Origin of the sequence: Microbacterium arabinogalactanolyticum (assembly GCF_030268005.1) — a bacterium.
Lineage (GTDB): Bacteria > Actinomycetota > Actinomycetes > Actinomycetales > Microbacteriaceae > Microbacterium > Microbacterium arabinogalactanolyticum.
In genome coordinates this window covers 1,170,397-1,193,068 of record NZ_BRZC01000007.1, presented here as the reverse complement: position 1 = coordinate 1,193,068, position 22,672 = coordinate 1,170,397, and the positions used below count along the sequence as shown (strand labels likewise).

At 69.8% G+C, this 22,672-nt stretch carries 24 protein-coding genes; 20 read left to right on the top strand and 4 right to left on the bottom strand.

Going from position 1 to position 22,672, the window contains the following annotated elements; genetic code table 11:
• Positions 1 to 15: 15 nt before the first annotated feature.
• Positions 16 to 702 (bottom strand): DUF899 family protein, encoded by a 687-nt coding sequence (locus tag MIAR_RS17190; RefSeq protein ID WP_285638390.1) that lies wholly within the window; start codon positions 700 to 702, stop codon positions 16 to 18.
• A gap of 75 nt (positions 703 to 777) precedes the next feature.
• Here MIAR_RS17190 and MIAR_RS17185 point away from each other — a divergent pair, with 75 nt between their 5' ends.
• The 8 genes from MIAR_RS17185 (at position 778) to MIAR_RS17150 (ending at position 8,138) form a co-directional block, all read left to right on the top strand.
• The gene (locus MIAR_RS17185; protein ID WP_285638387.1) at positions 778 to 1,350 is read left to right on the top strand and encodes a TetR/AcrR family transcriptional regulator; all 573 of its coding nucleotides are present in this window, start codon (positions 778 to 780) and stop codon (positions 1,348 to 1,350) included.
• A gap of 107 nt (positions 1,351 to 1,457) precedes the next feature.
• Positions 1,458 to 2,852, top strand: coding sequence for a DivIVA domain-containing protein (locus tag MIAR_RS17180; protein WP_285638385.1), 1,395 nt, complete (start codon positions 1,458 to 1,460; stop codon positions 2,850 to 2,852).
• 69 nt (positions 2,853 to 2,921) lie between these two features.
• Positions 2,922 to 3,095, top strand: coding sequence for a hypothetical protein (locus MIAR_RS17175; RefSeq protein WP_285638383.1), 174 nt, complete (start codon positions 2,922 to 2,924; stop codon positions 3,093 to 3,095).
• A gap of 36 nt (positions 3,096 to 3,131) precedes the next feature.
• The gene (locus MIAR_RS17170; RefSeq protein ID WP_285638381.1) at positions 3,132 to 3,557 is read left to right on the top strand and encodes a Fur family transcriptional regulator; all 426 of its coding nucleotides are present in this window, start codon (positions 3,132 to 3,134) and stop codon (positions 3,555 to 3,557) included.
• Positions 3,554 to 4,609 carry a permease gene (locus tag MIAR_RS17165; RefSeq protein ID WP_285638379.1) on the top strand — a complete coding sequence of 352 codons (1,056 nt, stop codon included), beginning with the start codon at positions 3,554 to 3,556 and terminating at the stop codon, positions 4,607 to 4,609. Before MIAR_RS17170 ends, MIAR_RS17165 begins: the two co-directional genes overlap by 4 nt.
• A gap of 4 nt (positions 4,610 to 4,613) precedes the next feature.
• Positions 4,614 to 5,381: a TIGR03943 family putative permease subunit gene (locus MIAR_RS17160; protein WP_285638377.1), complete on the top strand. Its 768-nt coding sequence runs from the start codon at positions 4,614 to 4,616 to the stop codon at positions 5,379 to 5,381.
• Complete coding sequence (locus MIAR_RS17155) at positions 5,371 to 7,401, top strand: TolB-like translocation protein (protein ID WP_285638375.1); 2,031 nt, start codon at positions 5,371 to 5,373, stop codon at positions 7,399 to 7,401. The genes MIAR_RS17160 and MIAR_RS17155 overlap by 11 nt, the downstream gene beginning before the upstream one ends.
• A gap of 32 nt (positions 7,402 to 7,433) precedes the next feature.
• Entirely contained in the window at positions 7,434 to 8,138 is a 705-nt protein-coding gene (locus MIAR_RS17150; protein WP_285638373.1) for a DNA-3-methyladenine glycosylase, read from the top strand.
• Positions 8,139 to 8,177: 39 nt separating this feature from the next.
• On the opposite strand, the gene MIAR_RS17145 is transcribed toward MIAR_RS17150, so the two are convergent.
• Together MIAR_RS17145 and MIAR_RS17140 are read right to left on the bottom strand one after the other, a co-directional pair.
• Positions 8,178 to 9,182: a LacI family DNA-binding transcriptional regulator gene (locus tag MIAR_RS17145; protein WP_285638372.1), complete on the bottom strand. Its 1,005-nt coding sequence runs from the start codon at positions 9,180 to 9,182 to the stop codon at positions 8,178 to 8,180.
• Positions 9,172 to 10,380 (bottom strand): Gfo/Idh/MocA family protein, encoded by a 1,209-nt coding sequence (locus MIAR_RS17140; RefSeq protein ID WP_285638370.1) that lies wholly within the window; start codon positions 10,378 to 10,380, stop codon positions 9,172 to 9,174. Before MIAR_RS17140 ends, MIAR_RS17145 begins: the two co-directional genes overlap by 11 nt.
• Before the next feature lie 190 nt (positions 10,381 to 10,570).
• On the opposite strand from MIAR_RS17140, the gene MIAR_RS17135 reads away from it, so the two are divergent.
• The 8 genes from MIAR_RS17135 to MIAR_RS17100 all read left to right on the top strand — a co-directional run bounded on the left by MIAR_RS17135 (position 10,571) and on the right by MIAR_RS17100 (position 17,321).
• The gene (locus MIAR_RS17135) at positions 10,571 to 11,833 is read left to right on the top strand and encodes an ABC transporter substrate-binding protein (RefSeq protein ID WP_285638368.1); all 1,263 of its coding nucleotides are present in this window, start codon (positions 10,571 to 10,573) and stop codon (positions 11,831 to 11,833) included.
• On the top strand, positions 11,830 to 12,759 hold the full coding sequence (locus tag MIAR_RS17130; protein WP_285638366.1) for a carbohydrate ABC transporter permease: 930 nt from the start codon (positions 11,830 to 11,832) through the stop codon (positions 12,757 to 12,759). Before MIAR_RS17135 ends, MIAR_RS17130 begins: the two co-directional genes overlap by 4 nt.
• Positions 12,756 to 13,640, top strand: coding sequence for a carbohydrate ABC transporter permease (locus tag MIAR_RS17125; RefSeq protein ID WP_285638365.1), 885 nt, complete (start codon positions 12,756 to 12,758; stop codon positions 13,638 to 13,640). Before MIAR_RS17130 ends, MIAR_RS17125 begins: the two co-directional genes overlap by 4 nt.
• Before the next feature lie 159 nt (positions 13,641 to 13,799).
• Complete coding sequence (gene rpmB, locus MIAR_RS17120) at positions 13,800 to 14,036, top strand: 50S ribosomal protein L28 (RefSeq protein WP_285638363.1); 237 nt, start codon at positions 13,800 to 13,802, stop codon at positions 14,034 to 14,036.
• On the top strand, positions 14,036 to 14,206 hold the full coding sequence (gene rpmG / locus MIAR_RS17115; RefSeq protein ID WP_045250846.1) for a 50S ribosomal protein L33: 171 nt from the start codon (positions 14,036 to 14,038) through the stop codon (positions 14,204 to 14,206). The genes rpmB and rpmG overlap by 1 nt, the downstream gene beginning before the upstream one ends.
• Before the next feature lie 3 nt (positions 14,207 to 14,209).
• Positions 14,210 to 14,515, top strand: a complete 306-nt coding sequence (rpsN, locus tag MIAR_RS17110; RefSeq protein ID WP_285638352.1) for a 30S ribosomal protein S14 — start codon at positions 14,210 to 14,212, stop codon at positions 14,513 to 14,515.
• A 369-nt stretch (positions 14,516 to 14,884) separates the two neighbouring features.
• Positions 14,885 to 15,172, top strand: coding sequence for an HU family DNA-binding protein (locus tag MIAR_RS17105; RefSeq protein ID WP_285638350.1), 288 nt, complete (start codon positions 14,885 to 14,887; stop codon positions 15,170 to 15,172).
• 148 nt (positions 15,173 to 15,320) lie between these two features.
• Positions 15,321 to 17,321, top strand: coding sequence for a bifunctional copper resistance protein CopD/cytochrome c oxidase assembly protein (locus MIAR_RS17100; RefSeq protein WP_285638348.1), 2,001 nt, complete (start codon positions 15,321 to 15,323; stop codon positions 17,319 to 17,321).
• 21 nt (positions 17,322 to 17,342) lie between these two features.
• On the opposite strand, the gene MIAR_RS17095 is transcribed toward MIAR_RS17100, so the two are convergent.
• Positions 17,343 to 18,416, bottom strand: coding sequence for a hypothetical protein (locus MIAR_RS17095; protein WP_285638346.1), 1,074 nt, complete (start codon positions 18,414 to 18,416; stop codon positions 17,343 to 17,345).
• Between the two features lie 70 nt (positions 18,417 to 18,486).
• On the opposite strand from MIAR_RS17095, the gene MIAR_RS17090 reads away from it, so the two are divergent.
• From MIAR_RS17090 to MIAR_RS17075, 4 genes are all read left to right on the top strand, one after another.
• On the top strand, positions 18,487 to 19,869 hold the full coding sequence (locus MIAR_RS17090) for an ATP-dependent DNA helicase (RefSeq protein WP_425561612.1): 1,383 nt from the start codon (positions 18,487 to 18,489) through the stop codon (positions 19,867 to 19,869).
• 62 nt (positions 19,870 to 19,931) lie between these two features.
• Complete coding sequence (locus MIAR_RS17085; RefSeq protein ID WP_285638342.1) at positions 19,932 to 21,215, top strand: serine hydrolase domain-containing protein; 1,284 nt, start codon at positions 19,932 to 19,934, stop codon at positions 21,213 to 21,215.
• A gap of 41 nt (positions 21,216 to 21,256) precedes the next feature.
• A complete protein-coding gene (locus MIAR_RS17080) occupies positions 21,257 to 21,850 on the top strand; it encodes a hypothetical protein (RefSeq protein WP_285638340.1) in 594 nt (197 codons plus the stop codon).
• A gap of 128 nt (positions 21,851 to 21,978) precedes the next feature.
• Positions 21,979 to 22,551: a copper resistance CopC family protein gene (locus MIAR_RS17075; RefSeq protein WP_285638338.1), complete on the top strand. Its 573-nt coding sequence runs from the start codon at positions 21,979 to 21,981 to the stop codon at positions 22,549 to 22,551.
• Positions 22,552 to 22,672 lie beyond the last annotated feature (121 nt).

Genomic DNA, 22,672 nt, shown 5'->3' with positions numbered 1-22,672 from the left:
GAGGCGGGTGCAGGCTCAGGCGTCCGGGTCGCCGTACATCGCCGCGACATCCTTCGAAGAGAGCCAGCGCCTGTACGTCTCCTCCTGGGGCCAGCCCTCGGGGACGTCCTGCCACTCCTCCTGACGCCCGTAGGGCAGCACATCCGCGATCGCGAACGACAGCATGAACTGCTCGGCGCCGCGCCCGGTCGTGGTCCAGGTGCGGTAGACGTCGTCGCCGTCGCGCAGGAAGACGTTGTAGGCGAAGCCCTCGCCGGGGCCCGCGTCGACGTCGGCGCCGAAGGTGCTGCCGGCGGACGAGAACCAGGTCATCTGGTTCCCGACGCGCTTCTTGTACGCGAGCACCTCGTCCATCGGCCCGTTCGTGACGATCACGAACCGCACGTCCAGCTCCGAGAGCAGGTCGGGGCGGGTCCAGGATGCCGTGGCGCCGGTGCATCCGGGGCACTGCCAGCGGTTCCCGTCGCTCCACATGTGGTGGTACGTGACCAGCTGGCTCCTGCCGTCGAACACCTCAGCGAGCGTGACGGTCGAGCCGTCTTCGGCGGTCAGCCGGTACTCGGGAAGCTTCACGGCCGGCAGGCGGCGGCGGGCCGCGGCGATGGCGTCGAGCTCGCGGGTGGCGGCCTTCTCGCGCACGCGCAGCTCGGCCAGCGCCTCGCGCCAGGTCGGCTCATCGACGACAGGGGGCAGTGCGGTCATGATCACTCCTATGTTCACGGCGTCCACATCTGATATGTTCACACCGTACACATCCGTCGGCGGGAGGACAAGGGGTTGGCCTATCATCACGGCGACCTTGCGGCCGCACTGGTCGACGCCGGTCTCGAACTGACCCGCGGGGGCGGCCTCGAGGCGCTCACCCTGCGCGAGGTCACCCGCCGCGCCGGCGTCTCGCCGAACGCCGCCTACCGGCACTTCCCGAACCTGGATGGGCTCCGCGAGGCCGTGGCCGCCGCGATCCTCACCCGCGTGGCCGAGGGAATGACACCGGTGCCGGATGCCGATGCCGCGGGGCGCCTGCGCACCGTCGGCCTGGCGTACGTCGACTTCGCGCTGGCCGAGCCCGGGTGGTTCTCGGTCGCGTTCTTCGGCGGGCGCCGACTCGGACCGGGCGACGTCGCCGCGACCCCGGCGTTCCGTGCTCTCGCCGACGCGCTCTCCGACCTGGTGCAGGCGGGCGAGGTCGCCGCGGACGACGCGACCTCCGCGGCCTGGTCGTGCTGGGCGACCGTGCACGGGTTCGCCGAGCTCTGCCTGCACGGTCCGCTGGCCGCCGTGCCGGCATCCGAGCAGCGCCGCCTGGCGGCATCCGCCGTCGACGCGATCATCGCCGGCATCCGCTCCTGACACGTCCGGGAACAGGGCGCGAACGCGAGGAATCATGACATCGGCGGAAGGGGCGGGATGCCATCATTGACGCGGGGGAACGACTGCTTCAGAAAGGGTGACGTCCGGTGAGCGAGACGCACGAGTCCGACAATGCGCAGAGTGGCGACTTCTTCGACCAGCTGCTGACCTCCGCCCCCGGCAAGGAGCATGCGTCGTTCACGCAGGCGTTCCGCGGTTACGACAAGGCCGAAGTGGATGCCGCCCTCGCGACCCTGCGCGACCAGGTCGCCCGCCTCAGCGCCGACCGGGAGACCGCGGATTCCCGCCACCGCGACGCGCTCGAGGCGCTGCGCGCCGACCATGCGCGTGCGCTCGCCGACGCCGTCGCCGGCAACGACGCCCGCCTGGCCCGGCTGGAGGACGAGCTCGCCGCCGCCAGGGCGCAGGCGGAGGATGCCGCCGCGCAGGTGAGCACCCTTGCGACCGAGCTGAGCGATGCGCCCAAGGGCGCCGACGAGCCGCAGAGCCGCCAGCAGTTCGAGGCCGTGCTGCGCGTGGCCGAGGACCAGGCGAGCGTGCTGATCCACAACGCCGCCACCCAGGCCGAGCGCCTGCTGCAGGCCGCACGCGAGGAGGCGGAGTCCAAGCGGGCCGAGCTCGCCGCCGACGTCGCCCGCATCACCGCGCAGGCCGAGCACGACGCGGACCAGGTGCGGCTGAAGATCGACACCGAGCTGACCGCGCACCAGGCGCGCCTCGAGCGGGAGTCCTCCCACGCGGCCGAGAAGGTCACGCAGGCGGAGCGCGAGGCCGCGACCGTGCGCACCGAGGCCGAGAAGGGCGCGGCCGCGCTGCGCGCCATGGTCACCCGCGAGACCACCGATCAGAGATCGGATGCCGAGCGCGAGGTCCGCGAGATGAACGCGCGCGTGCTGGAGTTCGAGGAGACCCTCACCCGCCGTCAGGACGACGCGCAGCAGGAGTTCCTGGTGCTGCACAACCAGGCCGTCGCGCACGCCGAGCGCATCACCACCGACGCCAACGAGCAGGTGGCGGCGTCGCTCGAGCACGCGCAGCGCATCTCGGCGAAGGCCGAGGACTACGAGCGCCTGATGCGCAGCCAGGCGCAGGCCATCGAGGCCGAGGCGCAGGTGCGCTCGCGCGAGACCCTCGACCGCGCCCGCGCCAAGGCGCAGAAGATCATCGACTCGGTCACCGGCCACGCCACCGCCGCACTGCGCGATGCCGAGGACCGCACCCGCCAGCTGCGCTGGCAGCAGCAGCAGCTGAACAGCTTCATGGCCGAGGTGCGCGAGCTGATCCGTCCCGAGGGCGTGCTGGCGAAGCCGGCATCCGCTCCGGCGCCGGACGCCACCGCGCCCGAGGTCGAGGCGGATGCCGAGCCCGACGACGCCCTGGAGACGGAACTCGACGAACTGATCGAGGACGAGGCGGACGACTCCGACGAGGACGACGTCGAAGAGGCCGAGCTCGAAGAGGACGAGACCGCTCGCGCCTGACCGCTGCGTGCTGCGGATGCCCCGGTCCGCTCACCGCACGGCCGATATCCTCCCAGTCGAGGAGGTCTCATGACCGAGTACATCGAAGACCTGGACGTGTATGCGTCCGGCTACCGGGTCGGCGTCTCGTCGGGCAACCGGTTCACTCGCAGCCTTGCGGTGAAGGCACGGGTGAACGCGGACACCGGCGAAGTGACGTTCCACGTCGATCCGGCGTTCATCCACCTGCTCCGGAAGGACTGAGGCTCCGCTCACAGGCGCCCGGCCTAGACTCGAGGCATGGCTCAGCGGAACACCTGGCAGCGGGAGCGCGTGCGCGATGCGCTCACCGACGCGCGCGGTTTCGTGAGCGCGCAGACCCTGCACGCCGATCTGCGACAGGCCAACACCGGCATCGGCCTGGCCACCGTGTACCGGGCGCTCGCCGGGCTCGCGGCATCCGGTGAGGCCGACTCCCTGCAGAGCCCCGAGGGCGAGGCGCTGTACCGCGCCTGCTCGACTCAGGGGCACCACCATCACCTGATCTGCCGGTCCTGCGGACGCGCCGTCGAGATCGAGGCCAAGGACGTCGAGCAGTGGGCGCAGCGCACCGCCGCCGCCTACGGCTTCACGCAGGCCGAGCACGTCGTCGACATCTTCGGCCTGTGCGCGGAATGCGCAGCCCGGCTCGCGAGCGAGACAGAGCCCGCAGGAGCGGGCGAGTGACCTCAGCCCCGTCCCGGATGCCGGAGACGGCATCCTCCGGTGCGGTGCACGCCCATCGGCATCCGCCCCGACGCGTCCCCACGGGACGGGCGATCGGGATCGGGGTCGGCATCCTCGCGGTGCTCGTGCTCATCGACGTCTTCGTGCCGAATCTGTTCACGAAGGCGCTGCCTGACCGCGCTCAGGACGGGCTCACCCTCACGCTCAGCGTGCTGATCGAGGCGCTGCCGTGGGTGATCCTCGGCGTGGTGCTGTCGATCGTGGTGCAGGTGTGGCTGCCCGCGGATGCCGTGCAGCGCTGGCTGCCCCAGAACGCCTGGGTGCGTCGCGCGGTGCTGTCGCTGCTGGGCATGTTCATCCCCGTGTGCGAGTGCGGCAACGTGCCTTTCGCCCGTGGACTGATGATGCGCGGGCTGGCACCGGCCGAGGCGCTGACCTTCCTCGTGGCGGCTCCCATCGTGAACCCGATCGTGATCCTCACCACGCATGCGGCGTTCGGCTGGGACGGCGGCATCCTGATCGCGCGCCTCGTGGGCGGCTACCTGATCGCGAACCTGATCGGCTGGATCTACAGCCGCCACCCCGACCCGCAGTCGCTGCTCACGGAGCGGTTCGTGGAGACCTGCGAGCAGGTTGTGCATGAGCCCGGTTCGCCGACGCGGCGCAGCCTGATCCAGTTCCTGGTCGAGCTGCGCGCCGTCATGCCGGCTCTCGTGATCGGCTCGGCGCTGGCCGGGGCCGTGCAGGTGCTCGTCCCCCGCGACGTGCTGCTGGCGATCGGGTCGAACCCCGTGCTGTCGATCCTGGCGATGGTGGCGCTGGCGATGACCGTGGCGATCTGCTCGAACGTGGACGCGTTCTTCGCGCTGTCGTTCGCGTCGACGTTCTCGTCGGGCGCGATCATCGCCTTCCTGCTGGTCGGACCGCTGGTCGACGTGAAGATGCTCGCCCTGCTGCGCACGACGTTCGTCGCGCGCGTGCTGGCCGGCCTCGTGGGCCTGGTCGTCCTCAGCGCCTGCGCCATCGGGATCGGGGTGAACGTCTTTGGCTGATCACGTGGCCGAGCCCCGTCGCCTGCACGCCCTGGCCTCTCGCTGGCTCGGGCTGGGCCTTGCGACCGTGGTCGCGGTCGTGACGCTCGGGCTCGCCGTCGCCGGCCGGCTGACGATGTACATCAGCCCCGACACGGTGTGGTTCGCGTGCCTGGCGGCGGTTGTGATGCTCGCCGCTGCGATCTGGTCGTGCACCCTGCCGCTCGGCGTGGAGGGCGACCACGACCACACTCACGGAGCCTCGGGTCCGGATGCTGCGGCGCATCGCCGCCGGGTGCTGCAGACGGCGGGCGTCGTGGCCGGCGGCATCGTGTCGTCGGCTGTCGTGCTCGCCGCGCTGCTGCTGCCACCGGCATCCCTCTCCGCCCAGCTGGCGGTGTCGCGGGCGGGGGAGACCCCGGTGCTCTTCGCGGGCGCGGATGACGTGACGCTCGGCGTCGCGGACACCACGACGTTCGGCGTCGGCGATTGGGCGAGCGCGTTCGCCACCTCGACCCGCCCCGAGGAGTACGACGGCGCCTCCGTGACCCTGACCGGCTTCGTCACGCCTGGCAAGGGCGGAGAGGCCGGTCTCACCCGCATGATCATCACGCACTGCGTGATCGACGCGCAGCCCGCCACCGTCCCTGTCGGCGGTGTGGCCGGCAAGTACTCGACCGGCCAGTGGATCGAGGTCACGGGCACCGTGCGCGCGGAGGCAGACGGCACCCTGCGCATCGAGCCGACGTCGGTGAAGAAGGTCGCCGAGCCGAAGGACCCCTATGAGTACTGACGGCGAGGCTCCGCTCACCCGGGCCCAGCTGCGTGCGCTGCGTGCCGCGGCAGAGGCCGCTGAAGCTGCTCAGGACGCGGAGGCCGCCGGCGCGGCCGAGCCCTCCGCTGCCGAGCGCTCCGAGGGCGATCCGGATGGCACGGCAGCCCGCGCAGAGGAGTCCCGGCATGCCGAGACGACTGAAGAGGCGACCGCCGCATCTCCGGCTGCGCCGCCCACCATCCGGCATCCCGTACCCGCTCCAGGGATCGTCCCACGCCCCGCGTGGCCGGCTCCCGCCTCGCAGCATCCGGAACAGCCGCATCCGGCGCCCGCGACCACCGACGCACCCGACCTGCCCGGTCACACTCCGGAGGCCGACACGCCGGATGTCGGACCGATTCGTGGGATTCGTCCGGAATCTGGCGTGTGGGCCCCCGATCTGGGGCCCGCTGATCCCGTTGCCGCCGAGAACGCGTCCGAGGACGCGCCCGCCGACCGGCATCCGCTTCCCGCGATCCCCGCTCCGACGTCGCCCATCACCACCGGCCTCGCCGTCCCCGAGCCCGAGCCCCGGGAGCCTGGTGTGCCGGGCCCCGTCCGCGGGCGCCGCTCGACGCACACGGCGCTCGCGCCCGAGTCCGAGTCGACTCGGGCCGCAACCCAGCCTCGCAGCCGCCGCTTCGCCCTCGCGCTGTTCTCGGTGCTCGGCGTGCTCGCCCTGGTGGTGGCGGCGCTCGGCGTCGTCAGCCTCACCCAGGGTCCGCGGATCTCGTCGACGTCCGTGAACGCGGCGCAGGCGATCCAGACGTCGGGCAGCCGCCTCACTCTCACGCTGAACCAGCGGGTCGACTCGCTCGATGCGAAGCAGGTCAGCGTCACGCCCGCTGTCCCGTTCACCGTCGACGCGGCGGGGCGCAGCATCGGCATCCGCTTCACCACGGCGCTGAACGACGACACCACGTACTCCGTGAAGGTGTCCGGCGTCGTCGGTGCCGGAGGCGGACCGGCATCCGACCTGGCGACGACGTTCCGCACTCCGGCATCCCGCATCCTGCTGCTGCAGCGAGCGCCCGGCGGCAAGGACGACAAGATCTTCAGTACCGACCTCACCGGTGAGCGGGCGAAGCCGGTGTTCGAGCACCCGCGCATCGACGACTACCGCGTCAGCGGGAACAGCCTGGTCGTGGCCGTCGAGGAGAAGGGCGGCTCGCGCCTGATGGTCATGGATCTGGACGGCTCCCATCAGCGCGAGCTGAAGCTCCCGGGCGTCGGCTTCGTGTCCTCGGTGCAGCTCTCCGACCGCGGTGGCTACGTCGGCTACAGCTACTCCGACCGCGACCTGACGGAGACCTCCGGACGGGCGAGCGTGCTGGTCACGCAGTCGCTGAACGGCAAGGGGAAGCCCCGCATCGTGGAGGTGGGCGGCAAGGAGGCCAGCGTCGCAGAGTGGCAGTTCGTGCCGGACACCTCGTCGCTGCTGTTCGTCGACTTCGACGGCGCCCTGGGTCTGCAGGACGTCCGCTCCGACGGCGCGGTGAAGTCGATGGGCGTCGCCGCCAGCATCCTCGGCGTGAGCCGCGGCACCTACACCGCCATCGTCGAGCGGGCCGACGGGAGCATCATGCAGGTCGACCTGACCGACGGGTCGGAGACGCCGCTGCCGGCCTCGACTCCGGACTACGGCGACGCCGACGCGATCGTGCCGTTCCCCGGCGGCACCGTGCGTCACGTCACCCAGCGCGACGAGGGCGGCATGCCCACCGGCCAGGCCGTCGTGCGGGTCGACGACAAGGGCACCGCGAAGATCGTCGCCGAGGTCAGCGGCTCGGATGCCATCGTGCAGACGTGCGTGTCGCCCAGCGGGCAGTACGCGGCCGTGGTGGTCGCGCCCGACTTGCCGAGCAACCCCTACGACGAGCTGCTGCTGCCGCTGCCCGGCACGCTGCACACGCAGCTGATCGACCTCGACGGCAAGCGGGAGCTGCCCACGCTGAACGGCTTCGACATCTCCTGGTGCGCGCAGGCGCCTCACCCGTGAGCGTCCGCAGCGCCGACCGCCGAGGAGGAGGCATGACGCATCTCGCCGATCGCGCGGAGCTGGCCGACCTGCCGGTGGACGTGGCCCCGCGGCTGCTCGGCGCGCAGCTGGTCACCGTCGTCGACGGCGTCGAGACCCGCCTGCGGATCACCGAGGTCGAGGCGTACCACGGCAAGGGCACCGGCGCCGTGCCCGATCCCGGCTCGCATGCGCGGATGGGACCGACCGCGCGCAATGCCACGATGTGGGGCGAGCCAGGCCACCTCTACGTGTACCTCAGCCATGGCATCCACTCCTGCGTCAACGTCGTGTGCGGCCCGGAGGGCGAGGCGGGCGGTGTGCTGCTGCGCGCCGGGGAGGTGGTCGGAGGGATGGATGCCGCGGCTGCGCGCCGCGGCGTCGCGACACCGCTCGGACGGACGGCGCTGCGCGATCTCGCCCGCGGTCCGGGGCGGCTGGGCCAGGCCGTCGGCCTGCGGCATGCGCTGCACGACGGCATCGACTTCGTGTCCGGTGCCGAGCTGAACGGGGCCGTCGCCCGACTGCTGCTCCCCGACGAGCCGTTGACGGATGTGGCCGCCGGCCCGCGCGTCGGTGTGGCCGGCGTCGCGGGCACGAGCGCGTTCCCGTGGCGGTTCTGGATCTCGGGCGACCCGACCGTGTCGCCGTTCCGGTGGGGACGCGGCGCGGCAGAGGCCGCCGCTCTGCTGGACGAGCTCGGCGATCCCGTCGCCTGAGTGGAGTTCGGGCGCGGGGCGCTGGCGCGGGAGGGCCGGTCAGGCGGATGCCGTGCAGCCGCAGGACTCGCGGATGCGCAGCCGCGTACGGAATGCGCGGTGATCGCGCACGGCATCCGGCTCCAGGAGCAGCCGCACCGCGGCATCCGCCATCTGCTCCAGCGGCTGCACCGCCGTGGTGAGCCGCGGCCACACGAAGTCGGCGACGACGGTGCCGTCGAAGGACACGATCGCGATGTCGTCGGGCACGCGGACGCCGCGCTCGCCGAAGGCGGCGAGCATGCCGATCGCGATCTGATCGGATGCCGCCAGCACCGCCCGGGGCCGTGACGCCCCGTCGAGCAGCTCCACGGCCGCGTCGTACCCGCCCTGATAGGTGAACGGGGTGTGCACCAGCGGGCCCAGTGGCAGGTGCGCGGAGGTGAGCGCCTCGCGCCAGCCGCGCTCGCGCGCGTCGTACCGGGCCGCGCTGCCGGCGAACGCGATCTCGCGGTAGCCGTGTCCGATCAGGTGCTCGGTCGCCTCGCGGGCACCCACTGAGAAGTCCACTCCGACGCTGTGCAGACCGTCGGTCTCGCCGAACTGCCCGATCACGACGGCGGGGATGCCGAGCGACTCCACCAGCGACTGCTCGCCCGCGGTGAGCACATCGGCGATGATCAGCCCGCCGATCTGGCGTGACAGCAGGTCGCGGATCTGCTCGGACGTGGAGGTCTGCGTGCGGTCGGAGTTCACGATCAGCAGCGACCGGCCGGCATCCGCCGTCGCCTGGTCGAGCGCATGGCAGAGCTCGGCGAAGAACGGGCTTCGGTTGTCATGCACGAGCAGGCCGAACATGTCGGCCGAGCCCATCGACAGCGCGCGGGCGGCGGCGTTCGGGCGGTAGCCCAGCACCCGCACGGCGTCGAGCACCCGCTCCTTCGTGAGCGGGGCGACAGCCTTCGGTCCGTCGTTGAGCACGTAGCTGACTACCGCCGTGCTCACGCCGGCGTAGCGGGCCACGTCGGCGCGGGTCACCGAGCGCGAGCGGCGCTCAGCGGGCATCCGCGTCTCCCATGTCGGGGATCGTGAGGCGCTCCCCGCCGCGACGGGCGGACTCGTGCGCGATCACGCCGGGAAGGGTGAACCGGGCCGCCTGCCAGGCGTTCACCGGCGGCAGCGTGTTCTCGTTCACGGCCCGCACGAAATCATCCACGAGGAAATGGTGACTGCCCTCGTGACCGTTGTGCAAGGGGATGAGCTCCGCGGGGATGCGGGCGCGCTCGGCCTCGTGGATCGCGGCGTAGCCGGACACGAACGCGTCGCGCAGCGCGGGGGCCACGTGCGCGAGCGACGGATCGTCGTGCGCCACCGACGCGTGCGTGTCGATGAGGTGCGAGATGTCCTCCACGCCGGTCTTGTCCTGCCACACCGTGGTGAGCGCCAGCTGCTCGAACGAGCCCTCGGTGCCGAACCAGCGGAACCGCGACTCGCGCAGGTGCGAGGGGTAGCCGACGCGGCGGAACTCGTTGACGCGCATCGATCCGCCCGCGGCGAGCTCGAACAGCGCGGTCGCGTTGGAGAAGTCGTTGTCGAACTGGCTCACCGCGCGGTCGAACACCCCGTCGCCGCGCTGATCCACGACGCCGATGGCCGAGACCGCCGTGGCGTGGGTGGGCCAGGCGCCGAGCACCCCGCCGATCGAGTGGGTCGGGTAGAGCAGCGGCGGGTAGCTGGCGGTGGCCTTCCAGTTCTCGCCGCCCGAGTACTGGTACGCCTCGTAGAAGCCGAGGTCCATGTCGTGCACGTAGTCGCCCTCGCCGTAGAAGAGCCGGCCGAAGGCGCCCTCGGCGAGCTTCTGGCGGGCGAACACGGTGGACGGGTTGTAGTAGCTGGTCTCGCCCATCATGTAGGTCAGCCCGGTCTCGCGGACCGCCTCGATGATGGCGCCGATCTCGTCGACCGAGATCGCCATCGGCACCGCGGAGTAGACGTGCTTGCCCGCGCGCAGCGCTCTGACGACGAGCGGCCCGTGCGTCCAGCGCTGCGTGAAGATGGCGACGGCGTCGATCGCGGGCGAGGCGATCATCTCCTCGAACGAGGCGAAGGTGCCGGCCAGGCCTGCGGCGCGCACGAGCTCATCGGCCCGCGCGGGGATCACATCGGTGATGTGCACCGCGGACACGCCGGGATGATGGTGGAAGAGCGTCGCGAACTGGCCGGCGAACTGGCCCGCGCCGACGATCCCCAAGGTGAACGCCATGCGCCCGAGTCTTCCATCGCGGGTCTACGGGTGTCAACATGAAAGGAGGCCCCGGAATCGTGCCCCTCAGAACGATTCCGAGACCCCCTGTACCCCAGTGATCTACGCGGGTAACGTATCACGAACAGGACGAATGCGCATCAGTTTTTTCCGCCATCGACAGCGACGCCGAGGACAGTGAGGACCAGACATGAAGACATCCCTGAATTCGAAGCGGCTCCTGGCGGGCGCGGCGGTCGCCACGACCGCGGCTCTCGCCCTGAGCGGATGCTCGGGCGACTCCGGTGGCACCGGAGGTGACGTCAAGATCGAGATGCAGACCAACTTCGGCGCGACCGACCCCTCGCTGAAGGTGCTGAAGAAGATCACCGACGCCTACGAGAAGGACAACCCGGGGGTCAGGATCGAGCTGGTCCCGTCCACCGACACCTACGAGGACGACATCAAGGTGCGGCTCTCGTCGAACGACGTCCCGGACATCTGGGCCACGCACGGGTGGTCCCTGCTGCGGTACAGCAAGTTCCTCGAGCCGCTGGACGACCAGTCCTGGGCGAAGGACTTCAACAAGGCCCTGGCCCCGGCGATGCAGAACTCCGACGGACAGTTCTTCGCGCTGCCGATCGACACCGACGTCGCCGGCATCGTCTACAACCGCACCGTGCTGAAGGACGCCGGCATCGACCCGACGACGCTCACGGACTGGACCGCCTTCGAGACGGCACTGAAGACGCTGAAGGATGCCGGGGTGACCCCCGTCTCGTCATCCGGCAAGGACAGCTGGTTCGCGGGCAACATCACCGACTTCATCGGCTCGGGTGACTTCAGCGAGAAGGCGCTGGACGGGTTCAAGGACGGCACCTTCGATGAGGCCGGATACACCCGCATCCTCGAGCACCTCTCCACCTGGCAGAAGGACGGCTGGATCAACCCGGACTACTCCTCGGCCACCACCGACGACCTCGGGCGTGCGCTCGCCGAGGGCAAGACCGGCTTCGTGTTCGTGCAGAACTACCTGGTCGCCACCGCCCTGGGCTTCGACCCGAAGGCCGACCTCGGCTACATGCCGATCCCCTCCGAGGACGGCAAGCCGTTCCTGGTCGGCGGCGAGGGCCGTGCGTACGGCGTCTCCAGGACGTCTCCGAACAAGAAGCAGGCGCTGGACTACCTCGCCTACCTCGCCCAGCCCGACAACCTCTCCGAGCTCGCCAGCTCGATCGGCGGCATCCCGGGCCTGACGAACGCGAAGAGCGACCTGGGCGTCCTCACCGCCAGCTACGACCAGTTCGTCAAGCCGGGCACGCTGCCGCTCAAGCCGTACTTCGACCGCGTCTACCTGCCCAACGGCATCTGGGACACCATGGTCACCACCACCGACGGCGTGCTCACCGGGCAGATGACTCCGGCGGATGCCGTGAAGCAGATGAAGTCGAGCTACGACTCGCTGCGCGGATGACGACCACCGTCAGGACGGTGCACAGGCCGAGACGGGGGACCGAGGGGTCGGTCCCCCGTTTCGCGAGCCGCGGCCTCAACCTGCTGTACCTGCCTGCGCTCGCCGTGCTCGGCGTGTTCATGCTGTGGCCCCTGCTGAACGGCGTGCTGCTGTCACTGACGAACTGGGACGGCTACTCGCCCGACCGGTCCTTCGTCGGCCCCGCGAACTATCTGCGGCTGTTCGAGGATCCGAACTTCCGCACCGCGCTCGGGAACACCTTTCTGTACGGCATCGGGTCGACCGTTCTGCAGCAGGTGATCGGACTGGGGCTCGCGCTCGCACTGGACCGCCACGTGCGAGGGCGCGGCGTCGCCCGGGCGATCATCTACCTGCCGGTGCTCGTCTCGCCGATCGTGATGGGCACGATGTACTACCTGTTCCTCGCCTACAACGGCGGCGGGCTCAACGACCTGGTCATCGCGCTCGGCGGTGAGCGCACCGCGTGGCTCAGCGATTCCGGCACGGCGATCGCGCTGATCGTGGTGGTGAACTCGCTGCAGTTCGTCGGCATCTCGATGGTGATCTACCTCGCGGGCCTGCAGTCGATCCCCACCATGTACTACGAGGCCGCGCGACTCGACGGCGCCAATGCCGCGCAGTCGTTCCGCAGCATCACGCTCCCGATGCTGCAGCCGGCGTTCGCGACGAGCATCGTGCTCAATCTGATCGGCGGCATGAAGCTGTTCGACGTGATCCAGGTGCTCACGGCCGGCGGGCCCGGGTACTCCACGAACTCCGTGTCGACGCTGATCGCCAAGATGTACTTCGGCAGTCAGCGCGCCGGCTACGCCTCGGCGATGGGCGTGGTGCTGTTCCTGATCATCGCGGTGTTCACCCTCGTGCTGAACACCGCGCTCAACCGGCGAAGGCTGGAGCAGCTGTGAGCGCGACGAGCACGGCATCCGTGGTCACCGGCGACGCCCGGCGCACGGCATCCGCCCCGCGCTCGCCGTGGCCCGCGCGCCTCGCGATCGGGGCGGGCGTGCTGCTCGCGGTGGTGCTGCAGCTGCTGCCGTTCTACATCACCGTCACCTCGGCGATGAAGGCGCGCAGCGACCTGTCCTCGCAGTGGCTGCCGCCGTTCACCGGCATCCACTGGCAGAACTTCGCCACCGCGATCGAGCAGGGCGGCATCCTGCGTGCGATCGGCAACAGCGCGATCGTCACTCTCGGCGCCACCGTGCTCGTGTGCGTGCTCGGTGCCCTCGCCGCCTACCCGCTGGCGCGGCGCCCCACGATCGGCAACAAGCTGGTCCTGGCCGGCGTGGTGGGACTCATCATGATCCCGCCGCTGTCGATCCTCGTGCCGCTGTACTCGATGATGAGCCAGTGGCACGCCATCAACACCTACTGGGGCACGATCCTGGTGATGACCGCCACGCAGCTGCCGCTGGCGATCTTCCTGTACACCGCGTTCATGCGCGGGCTGCCGATCTCGATCGAGGAGGCCGCGTCGGTCGACGGCGCGAACGCCGTGCAGGTGCTGTTCCGCGTGGTGGTCCCGATGCTCAAGCCGGTCACCGCCACGGTCGTGATCCTCACCAGCGTGAACGTGTGGAACGACTACGCACTGAGCGTCTACCTGATGCGCAGCCCGGAGATGCGCACGATCGCGCCGGCGACCGCGACGTTCTTCTCCACCACCTCGAGCGACGTGGGCGCCGCTGCGGCGGCATCCCTGCTCTCCGCCCTGCCGGTGCTGATCGTCTATCTGGTGCTGCAGAAGTACTTCATCAAGGGCATGGTGGCCGGTTCGGAGAAGTGATCCGGTTCTGGTAAGCTGACTCCTTGTCTGTGCACACTCCTGTGCGCAGTTCGTGTCCCACTCCTTCCTCCCGGCTCTGTGGCCGTGTTCGAGGGTGGGATGCAGACAAGGGATCTTGGGTGAGGCCGTCCGGCCTCACGGTATAGAAGGAGTCACAACATGGCAGCAGTGTGCCAGGTGACCGGTGCTGTTCCCGGCTTCGGTCACAACGTCTCGCACTCGCACCGCCGGACGAAGCGCCGCTTCGACCCGAACGTGCAGAAGAAGACCTACTTCGTTCCGTCGCTCGGTCGCAAGATCACGCTGAACGTGTCCGCCAAGGGCATCAAGGTGATCGACGCTCGTGGCATCGAGAAGGTTGTCGCGGACCTCCAGGCGAAGGGTGTGAAGCTCTAATGGCCAAGAAGGCTCAGGACATCCGTCCGATCATCAAGCTGCGTTCGACGGCAGGCACCGGTTACACCTACGTGACCAAGAAGAACCGTCGCAACACCCCCGACCGCCTCGTGCTGAAGAAGTACGACCCGGTGGTCCGTAAGCACGTCGAATTCCGAGAGGAGCGTTAAGACATGGCCAAGAAGAGCAAGATCGCCAAGAACGAGCAGCGCAAGGTCATCGTCGCCCGCTACGCGGAGCGTCGTGCCGAGCTGAAGAAGACCCTGGTCGACCCGAACGCCACCGATGAGGCCCGCGAGGCCGCCCGCATCGGCCTGCAGAAGCTGCCGCGCAACGCGTCGCCGGTTCGCGTGCGTTCGCGTGACGCCATCGACGGCCGCCCCCGTGGTGTCCTCACGAAGTTCGGCATCTCGCGTGTCCGCTTCCGTGACATGGCGCACCGCGGCGAGCTGCCCGGTATCACCAAGTCGAGCTGGTAAGTATCCGCTTGAAAGGGGCGAGGGTCTTCGGATCCTCGCCCCTTACGCGTACCTGGAGTCCGTGCCCGGGTGTGCGTGTCGCCCGGAACAGGAGAATCGCCCGAAACATGAGGATGCTGCATGGGATTCTCCTGTTCCGGGCGATTCTCCTGTTTTCGGATGCGGGGCTGGGCCGGACGGATGCCGGTGACCACGCGAACCTGTGACTGATGTGACTGAAGTGAATGGAAACGCCGAGAAACATGCCAAAACCCGCGAAATGACGCGGTTTTGTCGGTTGTGGTTGATACATTCGAGGCGGTCGATCGACCGACGGGGGGAACTCCGAAATCAACACGATGCGACGGACCGTCGTCGCTGGAGGATGACATGGCTGACAAGTCCATCACCAAGACCGAGCTCGTCGCGAGCATCGCTTCCGCCACCGGCGAGAGCCAGGCCACTGTTTCGCGCGTCCTCGACTCGCTGTTCGGCACCGTCTCCGACGCTGTCGCCAAGGGCAGCAAGGTCTCGATCCCGGGCTGGATCTCGTTCGAGCAGGTGGCCACCGCCGCCCGCACCGGCCGCAACCCGCAGACCGGCGCCGAGATCAAGATCCCCGCTGGCAAGCGCGTCAAGGTGACCGCCGGCTCCAAGCTGAAGGCTGCTGTCAAGTAAGACCGCACCACCACGAAGGCCGTCCCTGCGGGGGCGGCCTTCTGCGTGCCCGGCGTGTGCCGATGCCGCGCCACCGGGCACGCACGCCCGCGTGCCGCACGTACGGCTTCGGATCCTCGTCCACAGGCAACCGCCGTAGGCTGGAGGGGTGAAGTCGTACCGTCTCGTCGGCCTCGCGATCCTCCTCGCCGGCGCGGCGTTCGGCCTGATCGCGGCGCTCGTCGTTGGCGGCGGCGCCGTGCCGCCCAAGCTCCTGGATCCGGGGCCCATCGTGATGTGGGGGCTGCCGGCCGTCAAGCTGATCGCGAACCTCGCGGGCGCGGCCATGTTGGGCTCCCTGGTGCTCGCACTGTTCGGGCTGCGCAGCGGTTCGCGCCCCTTCGACATCGCTCTCGACACGGCATCCGTGGGCGCGGCGATCTTCACGGTCAGCTCGGCGATCGCCGCCGGGATGACGCTGCTCGCGGCCTTCAATCCCAAGCTCTCCGCCGACCGCACCTTCGGCGAGCAGCTCGGCACGTTCCTGCTCACGCTCCCGCTGGGTCAGGCCTGGCTGATCACCGTGCTGATGGGCGCCGTGATCACGCTGCTGGCCTTCGGCTGGCGCAGCTGGACCGGCACGCTCATCACCGCCGGCCTCGCCGCGGCATCCTTCCTCCCGCTTGCGACGCAGGGGCACTCCGGCGACGTGGAGGGCCACAACATCGCGGTCAACGCGATCCTGCTGCACACGCTCGGGGCCGCCGCCTGGGTAGGCGGCATCCTGCTGCTGATCGTCCTGCGCAGCGCCGCGAAGGCCACGAGCAAGAAGAAGACGGATGCCCTGGACCTCCCGGTCCTCGTCGAGAGGTACTCCTCGATCGCGCTGATCGCCTTCATCGTCGTCGCCGTCTCGGGCATCGCCCGCACCGTCGTCGCCCTCGGCAGCTGGAGCGAGCTGTTCTCGCCCTACGGCCTGATCGTGCTCGGCAAGGCGATCCTGCTGCTGTGCCTGGGCCTGTTCGGCGCGTGGTACCGCCGCAGGCTCATCCCCCGGTTCAGCGGCGCGGACGAGAAGCGGTCGTTCTGGACGCTCATCCTGGGCGAGCTGCTGCTGATGGGTATGGCATCCGGCGCCGCCGCGGCGCTGGCACGCACGCCTCCGCCCGTCGGTGAGGAAGCCCCCGCCAATCCGACCGCGGCTCAGCGGCTGACCGATTCGCCCCTGCCTCCCGAGCTGACGCTCGACCGCTGGTTCACCTCCTACGACATCGACGTGCTCTGGGCGGTCGTGATCGGCTTCGCGGTGTTCTTCTACATCGCCGGCGTCGTCCGCCTGCGCCGGCGCGGGGACGCCTGGCCCGTGCATCGCACGATCTTCTGGCTCTCGGGGATGCTCCTGCTGCTGTGGGTCACGTCGGGCCCGCTCAACGCGTACCAGGAGTACCTGTTCAGCGTGCACATGGCCGGGCACATGGTGCTGAGCATGGCGATCCCGCTGCTGCTGGTCAGCGGCGCGCCGATCACGCTGGCGCTGCGCGCGATCCACAAGCGCGAGGACGGCACCCGCGGCGCCCGTGAGTGGATCATGTGGGCGGTGCACTCGCCGTTCTCCCGGGTGATCACGCATCCGATCGTCGCGGCCGCGATCTTCATCGTCTCGCTGTGGGCCTTCTACTTCACCGACCTGGTGCGCTGGTCGCTGTACGACCATCTCGGGCACGAGTGGATGGTCATCCACTTCCTCATCTCCGGCTACCTGTTCGTGATGTCGCTGGTCGGCGTCGACCCGGTGCCGTACCGCCTGCCGCACGCGGGACGCCTGATCACCCTGATCGCCGTGATGGCCATGCACGCGTTCTTCGGCATGGCGCTGATGATGCAGAACGGGCTCATGGTCGCCGAATGGTTCGGCTCGATGGGCCGCACCTGGGGCCCGACGCCCATGGAGGATCAGTACATCGGCGGCGGCATCGCCTGGTCGGTGGGCGAGATCCCCACCCTGATCCTCGCGATCACGGTCGCGATCCAGTGGTCGCGGTCGGATGACCGGCTGCAGCGCCGCAGTGATCGCGCCGCCGACCGTGACGGGGACGCCGAACTCGAGGAGTACAACGCCCGGCTCTCGAAGCTGGCCGATCAGGACCGCCGCGCCGCATCGCGGTCCTGATCTGCGCCGGCTGCAGCGAGGCTATTCGGGGTCGATGTTCGGGGAGCCGACCCGGATGGAGGCGGTGCCGTCGGGCTGGATGCTGATCGTGCCGTCGATCTGGAAGGGCACGTCCTCGGACACCTTGCGCACCGAGCCGTCGAAGACGGACTTGATCGAGACCACGATGTGCGCGACCGCATCCGTCGGGGGGATCTTCCAGTTCGCGCCGTCGGGAACCACGGTCACCACAGGCTGCTGCGTGATCGACCACTTCGGCAGCGAGCCGTCCGCCAGCCGGTTGGAGACCTCGAGCCCGAACGGGCAGGCGGTCGGCAGCAGCACCTGCTGGGTGGCGCAGGCGGTGAGGAACTCCCCGACGCGCTGCTGCACGAGCTCGGTGAACTTGGGGGTCGGCTGCGCCTGCACGTCGACCGGCGTGTGCGCGAGCGCCTTGTCGGCGAGCACGCGCACGCCGGGGGTCGCGGCGATCGGCGTGTCGACGGTCACCGAGTACGCCCCGGGAGTGAAGACCAGCAGATGCAGCGGATCGAGCGGCGAAGCGCCTGCGCCCTTGTCCGACACCTGGCGGCGGTCCAGCTCGAAGCCGTTCACCTTGAAGACGTCCGCGCCGCGCACGGTGAGCTCGACCTCGGCGATCGGGCTGCGCTCGAACCGCCAGTTGGGGACAACGCCCACCCAGCCGTCCTGCACCACCCGGTAGGTGGAGGTGCCGCGCACGCCGCCAGCGCGGTACGCGGTCGAGACGCGGTACACGCCGCCCTTCTGCGTCTCGGAGGTGACGGTGTAGTCGGTCAGCTGCGCGAGGGCGGCGGTGCGCAGCAGCGCCTCGGATGCGGTGGCATGGATGTCGGTGTCCTTCTTGATGGACAGGTCCACCGAGACGCCCGGCACCTGAAGCGCGTCGGCCGCACGGCCGGAGGCGAGCAGGTCGAGATAGCGCTGCACGAAGGCGGACGGGCTGTACACCTGCTGGTACAGCGACATGCCTCCGGCGCCCAGCGCAGCGATGAGCAGCACCCCCACGACCCCGAGGATCGTCAGGTCGGTGCGGAGCGCAGAACGTCGCCGTGACACCCCCCGACCCTGCATCATGCCGACAAGTCTAGGGAGCGGGGGCTGGGACGGAGCCGAGCGGCGACACAGAGGACTTAACATGGGGTGCGTGTCCGTGACCCTCTCCGATGAACAGCAGGCGCTGTTCCGTCTGATCGAGGACACCGACGAGCACGTGTTCATCACGGGCCGGGCCGGTACGGGCAAGTCGACCCTGCTGCAGCACTTCGCCTGGAACACCCAGAAGCAGATCGCGATCTGCGCACCGACCGGCGTGGCCGCGCTGAATGTCGAGGGTCAGACGATCCACTCGCTGTTCCGCCTGCCGATCGGGCTGATCGCCGAGAGCGAGATCGAGCAGTCGGACGCCACCCGCCGCATCCTCAACGCCATCCAGACGCTCGTGATCGATGAGATCTCGATGGTGAACGCCGACCTGATGGACGCGATCGACAGGTCTCTGCGCCAGGCGCGGGGCAAGCGCGGCATCCCGTTCGGCGGCGTGCAGGTGGTCATGTTCGGAGACCCCTACCAGCTGGCGCCCGTGCCACCGCGGGGCGACGAGCTGCGCTACATCCAGGACCACTACCGGTCGTTCTGGTTCTTCGACGCGAAGGTCTGGACCGGCGGACTCGCCGGCGACGACGGCGGGATGCTGGACATCGGCGAGCACGGCGCGAAGCTGCACGTGCACGAGCTGGTGCAGATCCACCGGCAGTCCGACGACGGGTTCAAGTCGATGCTGAACGCCGTGCGATACGGCCGGGTGACCAAGGACATCGCGGACGTGCTGAACGAGCGCGGGGCACGCACGCCTCCCGACCCCGAGCCGGGCGAGCCGCCGATCATCACGCTCGCGACCCGCAACGACATCGTCAACAGCATCAACAGCCGCCATCTCGCCGCTCTCGGCGGGCGCGAGCAGACCGCGCACGCCGAGGTCAGCGGCGATTTCGGTCGTGGCGAGGGCAACTACCCCGCGGATGCCGAGCTGAAGCTCAAGGTCGGCGCGCAGGTGATGTTCCTGCGCAACGACGTGGGAATGCAGGGCGAGCCGCCGCGCTGGGTCAACGGCTCGATCGGCACGGTCACCCGCATCCTCGGCGGCACTGTGCGGGTGGACATCGACGGCGACGAGTTCGACGTCGAGCCGGCGGTCTGGGAGAGGCTACGGTACGCCTACAACCCGGGCACCAAGACGCTCTCCCGCGAGGTGGTCGCCGAGTTCACGCAGTTCCCGCTGCGACTGGCCTGGGCGGTGACGATCCACAAATCGCAGGGCAAGACCTACGATCGGGCGATCGTCGATCTCGGGTCGGGGGCGTTCGCGCCCGGCCAGACGTATGTGGCGCTGTCGAGACTCACCTCACTCGACGGCCTGTACCTGTCCCGGCCGCTGCGGCCGCGCGACATCCAGGTGGACGAGGACGTGCGCCGCTTCATGCGCGAGGCGTGGGAGGCCAGGCAGGCCGAGCAGGTCGCGAAGGCCTGAGGGGCGTGCTCCCAGCATCCGCACTCTAGACTCGGAGGGTCCAACCCCGGGAGAGTCGATACATGCATCTTCGTTCGCCGCGCCGCCTGCGTGCCGCCGTCGTCGGCGCCGTCGCCCTTGCTCTCGCTCTCACCGGATGCACGGGATCATCGCAGCCCGACCTCACCTACACGCCGCCGAAGCAGGCCGCGGGGCCGCTTCCCGACGACATGACCGCGCAGCTGCAGACCGCAGTCCAGCAGGCGATGACCGCCACCGGCTCATCAGGCGCGATCGTAGGCGTGTGGGTGCCATGGAGCGGCCAGTGGGTGACGGGCGTCGGCACCCAGGCCGCCGGCGACAAGACCAAGGTCACCAAGGACATGTCGTTCCGCATCGCGGCGGTGACCCGCATGATGACCTGCGACGTGCTGTACGGCATGGCGGATGCCGGTGACATCAAGCTCGACGCCAAGGTACCGAAGTACGTCTCCGGCGTCGCGGACCTGGGCGACATCACCCTGCTCGACCTGTGCAACGGCACGAGCGGCGTGGGGTCCTCGGCCGAGACGGCGAAGCCGTACTGGCTGAACACCCCCGATCGCCAGTGGGCGCCGCTGCAGCTGGCGAGCTTCGGTCTCGGCCAGCAGCGCGGTCCCGCTCACACGGCGTACCGCGACTCCGACGCGAACTACCTGATGCTGGGCCTCGCCCTCGAGCGCGAGTCGGGGCTGACCGCCTCACAGCTCATCAAGAAGTACGTGACGACCCCGCTGGGCCTCGAATCGACGTCGCTGCCGTCTCCGGCGGCCGCGGAGCCCGAGCCCTCGCCGGCGCTGAAGGGCGCGTATCTGCCGCCCGCGGAGGGTGGCGGCTACAACTGCGCCGCACCGGTCGACATCACCAAGAGCTCCTCGAGCATCGGCTTCACCGACTCCGGCGCTGTGTCCACGATCGAGGACCTGGGCCGCTACGCACAGGCCGAGGCGCGCCAGGCACTGCGCGACAAGGACGCCAAGCCGGGCCGTTTCGAGAAGCCGTTGCCGGCCGCGGCGAACGCGCCGGCGTGGTTCCAGGCCACCGGCGGCGCGTATCTTGTCGGATCGATGGTGGGCCAGCATGGCTGGGTCCCCGGATACGCGACCGCCGCGTACTCCGACCCTGCGACCGGCTTCACCGTGGCTGTCACGTTGAACGATTCCAGCGCCGGCGGCGGCTTCGCAGCCTACCTGGCGTGGGAGCTCGCCGCGATCGCGTCGAAGGCGCCGGCCGCGAAGGGCGAGACCGCTCCGGACTTCGGCCTGCCCTTCACCGCCGAGCAGTATGCGAAGGCCATCACCGACGGCGCCATCTGCAAGGCCGGCTGATCGCGCGGCGGCTCTCGCTGGGCGCGTGAAAAGATGGAGGGGTGCGCCCCTCACGTAGAGTCCCGCTGCTGCGCGGGTTCGTCGGCGCCACGATCGCGACGTTCGTCGCACTGGCCTCGCATGTCTGGGTCGGCGGCGACATGCCCGGGATGCTGGGCATCGCCGTGCCGTGGCTGCTGTCGCTGACGGCGTGCACCCTGCTGGCGGGGCATCGGCTGTCGATGCTGAGGCTGAGCGCGTCGGTGATCATCTCCCAGCTGCTCTTCCACGTGCTCTTCATGCTGGGCAGCATCACTCCGCAGGGCGGCCTCCGTCCCCACGTGCACGGCGCCGTGCCGCTGTCGTTCGGGGGCGACGCCCCGCCGCTCCTGCCGCAGGATGCGGCGATGTGGCTCGGACACGCTGTCGCCGCCGCTCTGACGATCGCGGCGCTGCACCGGGGCGAGCTGATCCTCCGCGCGCTGCTGACCGTGGCGCGCGCCGTGGCGACCTGGCTCGCCCGCGCCGTGCCGGCGGTCGACGCGATGCGCATCGTGACGCCGGTCCGGCGCCGGTGGGCGGTGCTCACCGCGCCGTGCGTGCGCGAGGTGCATCTGGGCTCGCTGCGCCGACGGGGGCCGCCGCGTCTGGTCTGACACCCCATGCCGCCGCCTTCCGCCCTGTGCGGTTCCGGCGTGTATCCGCCGCGCTCGCGGCATCCGGCGCTCACCCGCGCCAGTACAGACGCAGACGCCGCTCAGCGGCATCCGAAGAGAGGTTTCCCATGTTCCGCATCCGCACCGCACTGGTGGGGGCCGCCGTGGCCGTCGCCGCCGTCCTGGCCATCGCCGCCCCGGCATCCGCTCACGACCAGATCGTGTCGAGCACGCCCGCCGCCGACGAGCAGCTCACCACCGCGCCCGACCAGGTCGTGCTCACGTTCTCCAACAACCTGCTGGCTCTCTCCGACAACAGCGGCACGGCCATGACCGTGGTCGACGAGCAGGGCACCGACTGGGTGGCGGGCGCACCGACCGTGGCCGCCGACACCGTCACCGTGCCGTTGAAGCCGGGCATGCCCAACGGCGCGTACGACGTGACGTGGAAGGTCGTCTCCAGCGACGGCCACCCGACGTCCGGCGAGTACTCGTTCTCGGTCGCCGCGGCCGAGGAGCCGACGCCGAGCACCGCGCCCTCGCAGAGCGCACAGCCCACGGCCCCCGCGAGCCCCCAGGCGCCCGCCGAGTCCGCGGAGACGGAGTCCGCTCCCTGGCCGCTGCTGATCGGCCTGGGCGTCGTGCTGCTGATCGCCATCGTGGTGGTCATCGTGATCGCCGCGCGCAAGCGCCGCAGCTGACCGTCGCCTCCGGCTCGGGAGGAGAACTCGTGCTCGGGAGGGGCATCCTGCGGGATTCCTCCTCCCGACGCGGAGTTCTCCTCCCGAGCGTGTGTGGCGCATCCGAGCGCGTGAGGCGCGC

Excerpts from the sequence above, each read along its gene's own strand:
- MIAR_RS17190 (WP_285638390.1), bottom strand. The coding sequence starts at position 702 with ATGACCGCACTGCCCCCTGTCGTCGATGAGCCGACCTGGCGCGAGGCG.
- MIAR_RS17175 (WP_285638383.1), top strand. The coding sequence starts at position 2,922 with ATGACCGAGTACATCGAAGACCTGGACGTGTATGCGTCCGGCTACCGG.
- MIAR_RS17170 (WP_285638381.1), top strand. The coding sequence starts at position 3,132 with ATGGCTCAGCGGAACACCTGGCAGCGGGAGCGCGTGCGCGATGCGCTC.
- MIAR_RS17155 (WP_285638375.1), top strand. The coding sequence starts at position 5,371 with ATGAGTACTGACGGCGAGGCTCCGCTCACCCGGGCCCAGCTGCGTGCG.
- MIAR_RS17150 (WP_285638373.1), top strand. The coding sequence starts at position 7,434 with ATGACGCATCTCGCCGATCGCGCGGAGCTGGCCGACCTGCCGGTGGAC.
- MIAR_RS17145 (WP_285638372.1), bottom strand. The coding sequence starts at position 9,182 with ATGCCCGCTGAGCGCCGCTCGCGCTCGGTGACCCGCGCCGACGTGGCC.
- MIAR_RS17140 (WP_285638370.1), bottom strand. The coding sequence starts at position 10,380 with ATGGCGTTCACCTTGGGGATCGTCGGCGCGGGCCAGTTCGCCGGCCAG.
- MIAR_RS17135 (WP_285638368.1), top strand. The coding sequence starts at position 10,571 with ATGAAGACATCCCTGAATTCGAAGCGGCTCCTGGCGGGCGCGGCGGTC.
- MIAR_RS17130 (WP_285638366.1), top strand. The coding sequence starts at position 11,830 with ATGACGACCACCGTCAGGACGGTGCACAGGCCGAGACGGGGGACCGAG.
- rpmB (WP_285638363.1), top strand. The coding sequence starts at position 13,800 with ATGGCAGCAGTGTGCCAGGTGACCGGTGCTGTTCCCGGCTTCGGTCAC.
- rpmG (WP_045250846.1), top strand. The coding sequence starts at position 14,036 with ATGGCCAAGAAGGCTCAGGACATCCGTCCGATCATCAAGCTGCGTTCG.
- rpsN (WP_285638352.1), top strand. The coding sequence starts at position 14,210 with ATGGCCAAGAAGAGCAAGATCGCCAAGAACGAGCAGCGCAAGGTCATC.
- MIAR_RS17105 (WP_285638350.1), top strand. The coding sequence starts at position 14,885 with ATGGCTGACAAGTCCATCACCAAGACCGAGCTCGTCGCGAGCATCGCT.
- MIAR_RS17095 (WP_285638346.1), bottom strand. The coding sequence starts at position 18,416 with ATGATGCAGGGTCGGGGGGTGTCACGGCGACGTTCTGCGCTCCGCACC.
- MIAR_RS17085 (WP_285638342.1), top strand. The coding sequence starts at position 19,932 with ATGCATCTTCGTTCGCCGCGCCGCCTGCGTGCCGCCGTCGTCGGCGCC.
- MIAR_RS17075 (WP_285638338.1), top strand. The coding sequence starts at position 21,979 with ATGTTCCGCATCCGCACCGCACTGGTGGGGGCCGCCGTGGCCGTCGCC.